The sequence below is a fragment of the Bradyrhizobium sp. genome, assembly GCF_049512235.1.
Lineage (GTDB): Bacteria > Pseudomonadota > Alphaproteobacteria > Rhizobiales > Xanthobacteraceae > Bradyrhizobium.
On the sequence record NZ_JBEKXH010000631.1, the window covers coordinates 1 to 3,287 of the forward strand.

Sequence of the window (3,287 nt, forward strand, 5' to 3'; positions counted from 1 at the left end):
TGCGCGCAAGGGTGTTTAAAAAAGTTCGGAGGTGGCTACCATGCTGTGCGCAATCCCGGGAGCGGGAGTATGTCACGACATGCGGTCCACCTCCGTAGAAATACGGAGCTTCCGCTCTCGCTTATTTGCGAGCCGCGCAGGCGTACATGTTAATTTCCATGCCAACCGGCACTTCAACGATTCTTGGAGTCTTCCAAGCCATCCCAGATCTCCTTGCCAACGGGCGACACTTTGTCGTCCCCGAAATGAGGATAGGGCGGCACCGAATATAGCGCAAGCGGGCATGTTCACGCGCGACGTGCGAACGGGTTTGCGCACGGCTTCGCTCGCCCGCACACGACACTCGGCCATGACCGCTGCCGGGATCATTGACAGCACCAACCAGATGCCCAGGGGAACCAATATCAAATCGTCCACGACCCCAAGAACCGGAATAAAGTCCGGGATCAGGTCGAGAGGTGAAAGCGCATATCCCGCTACCGCGATGGCGAGGACCTTGGCATACCAGGGCACATGGGGATTGTGGGCAGCCAGACAGATCGCATGAACCTCGCGCCGCAGCCCGCGCGCCCAAAGCTTCATATCACGCAGCATCGCCGCGTGCGCCCCGCGTCATACTCGTCGTGACGGCGTGGATTGCGCAGCTCAACGCCGGGAAAACCGACACATCAGGTGTCTTCACTTCAGGCTGCATTTCGTTTCGGGGCGATCGAGACCGAGCGTATCCAGCGTCGATACCTGATGCAGAAAACCCTCCTGCGGAGAAACGGAAACGGTATTACGGCCGTCGAACAGCAGGATCGGCTGCCGCAGCTGCAAATTCCAATCGCGCAGAGTGAGCTTCTGGCCCTTGAAGGCCGCGACCGAGAAATCCGGGCTTTTGATGTAAGCAAGCATCTTGCCGGCATCGGCAGAGCCGGTTCTGACCGCCGCTTCGCCGATCATGCGAACCGCGGTCCAGACCTGCATGTCCTGCGCCGTCATCGGGCGCTGAAATTGTTTTGTAAAGCGGTTCTGCAACTGCACGGCGCCCCATTGATCGAATGAAGCATTCCAAGTGCCGGGAACCAGTCCGGCCGAACCGGCGACCGGCCGCGGATCCCAGGTCCGATAGGGCAGATAGCCGGCAAAGACCTCGCTCTCGTCGGCCGCCACCAGCACGTCATAGGCCGGAGCGCCTTGCGTCTCGACTGGCATCTGCCGCTGAATTTCCGCCACCCCGCTGTCGGTGCGGCGAGCGCCCCCGTTGTCCTTGAATTCGCGCTCCTCGACAATTCTAGCGCCGAAGCGGGTCGCGGCGTGGCGCAAGGCTTCGGCGAACAGCGTATCCTTCTGATGCGAGCCCACTAGCAGCAGCCATTTGTTCCACTTCTTCCAGATCAGGTATTGCGCGAGCCCGTCGGCGAGCATGGAACGCGTGGGAGCCACATGGATGACGTTGGCGCGACAATCCTGCTCGCGCAGGCGTTCGTCCAACGCGGACGCGTTGATCAGCGTCACGCCGCGCGCCTTACCGGCGTCCGCGACTTTCAGCAGCCGATCCGCCTCGAGGCTCGTGACGATGAACGCGGCACCCTGGTCGGCCAGCGCATTCATGGCCGCGACCGGATCGTCACCCTCGCCGACCAATTTCTCGATCAGCGTGGTGTGCTGATTGAGGAAGCGCCCAGTGGCGTTATCGTCCTCGGTCGCCAATTCGGCGCCGGCCAGACCGTCATTGCCGGCCGGCACATCGATGAGCGAAATCCTTATTCGCGACGGCACTTCGCGAAGATAGCCAATCTTGATCTCCAGCGGGGAATCGGACAGGGCCGCTCCGCTCGATATCAAGAGTGCGCCGGCAGCAACCAGAAATCTCAACAAATCAAGTCTCCCGCGCCAAGTGCAAGATGCGAAATTCCGGAAAACGCGCCGTTCCAACCGCCGGAACGGCTCAAAATGCACCGCAACATTTTGGCGTCGCGGCCAGCCGGCCTCCGCGGTGCTCGCAGCCCGCATCCCCACTTCCCTTAACTACTTCTGCCCGCGCCAGTCAGGGTATTCAATTTACCGTATGGCGCAATGAATGCCTGCCCCGGATGCTTGACTTCGTCCCAAAGCACCGTCTGGTTCAGCGGGGCGGCATCGGATAGACAATTTCAGATGGCCAATCGGCGACCCTGCGGAACATCTTCGTTGTCGCCGGTCCTGACGCCTTGGAGGACGCCACATGTTCGATTTGCGCTGGCCGGTCGGATTGGGTCTTTGCCTTTTGGGGCTCGCTCTGTCGGCTGGTCCTGCTTCGGCCTATCTCGCCTTTGTCTCCAACGAGAAGGGCAACTCCATCTCCGTCATCGACACCGACAAACTGGAGACGGTCGCGACGATCAAGACAGGGCAGCGACCGCGGGGCATCGCCGTCTCCCGCGATGGCCAATCTGTCTATGTGGCGCTCGGCGACGACGACATCATCCAGGTCTATGACACCAAGACCCTGAAAAATTCAGGCGATTTGCCGTCCGGTCCGGACCCCGAACAATTCACGCTCGATCCGGCGGGAAAAATTCTCTACGTCGCCAACGAAAACGACGCCATGGTAACCGTCATCGACCTGGAGAAGCGCGCCTCGGTGGGCGAGGTCTCGGTCGGCATCGAGCCCGAAGGAATGGCGGTCAGTCCGGATGCCAGGACGCTGGTGTGCACCTCGGAAACCACCAGCATGGTGCATTTCATCGACACCAAGAGCCGCGAGATCGTCGGCAATCTGCTGGTTGGCTCGCGTCCCCGTTTCTCGGCATTCAAGGCCGACGGGTCGGAATTATGGGTGAGTTCGGAAATCGGCGGCGGCTTAGCCATCATCGATCCGGTTACGCGGCAGCTCAAGCAATCGGTGAAATTCGAGATTCCAGGCCTGCGGTCCGAGGCCATCCAGCCGGTCGGCATCAACATCACAAAAGATGGCAAGCTCGGCTTCGTCGATCTGGGGCCTGCGAATCGCGTGGCGGTGGTCGATGGCGTCACGCACGAGGTCCTGAAATACCTGCTGGTCGGCCAACGGGTCTGGCACGGCGCCTTTACGCCGGACGAAAAATATCTGCTGGTCGCCAACGGCGTCTCCAACGACGTCTCGGTCATCGACGTGGCGCGCCTGCGGGTCATCAAATCCATTCAGGTCGGAGAATTGCCGTGGGGAGTGGCGTTCGGCCCGAATTGATCAGATTTCGCGTTTCTCCCGGCGGCCGGGATAATCACAGCTCCACTTCCGGGCCATCCATGTGGGATGCTGCCCAATCCACTGAGCGATATAG

General features: G+C 60.6%; 3 protein-coding genes and 1 pseudogene. 1 reads left to right on the forward strand and 3 read right to left on the reverse strand.

All coding sequences use genetic code 11. From position 1 onward, the window contains the following. Nucleotides 1-121 precede the first annotated feature (121 nt). The 3 genes and pseudogenes from pqqA to ABSG20_RS33040 all read right to left on the reverse strand — a co-directional run bounded on the left by pqqA (nt 122) and on the right by ABSG20_RS33040 (nt 1,863). Nucleotides 122-202 carry a pyrroloquinoline quinone precursor peptide PqqA gene (gene pqqA, locus ABSG20_RS33030; RefSeq protein WP_040426128.1) on the reverse strand — a complete coding sequence of 27 codons (81 nt, stop codon included), beginning with the start codon at nt 200-202 and terminating at the stop codon, nt 122-124. A gap of 104 nt (nt 203-306) precedes the next feature. Further along, nucleotides 307-573: pseudogene (locus ABSG20_RS33035) on the reverse strand (YkvA family protein); the annotation flags it as partial. A 105-nt stretch (nt 574-678) separates the two neighbouring features. After that, nucleotides 679-1,863, reverse strand: coding sequence for an ABC transporter substrate-binding protein (locus tag ABSG20_RS33040; RefSeq protein ID WP_423868641.1), 1,185 nt, complete (start codon nt 1,861-1,863; stop codon nt 679-681). Between the two features lie 346 nt (nt 1,864-2,209). On the opposite strand from ABSG20_RS33040, the gene ABSG20_RS33045 reads away from it, so the two are divergent. Beyond that, nucleotides 2,210-3,193 carry a PQQ-dependent catabolism-associated beta-propeller protein gene (locus tag ABSG20_RS33045; RefSeq protein ID WP_423868642.1) on the forward strand — a complete coding sequence of 328 codons (984 nt, stop codon included), beginning with the start codon at nt 2,210-2,212 and terminating at the stop codon, nt 3,191-3,193. Nucleotides 3,194-3,287 lie beyond the last annotated feature (94 nt).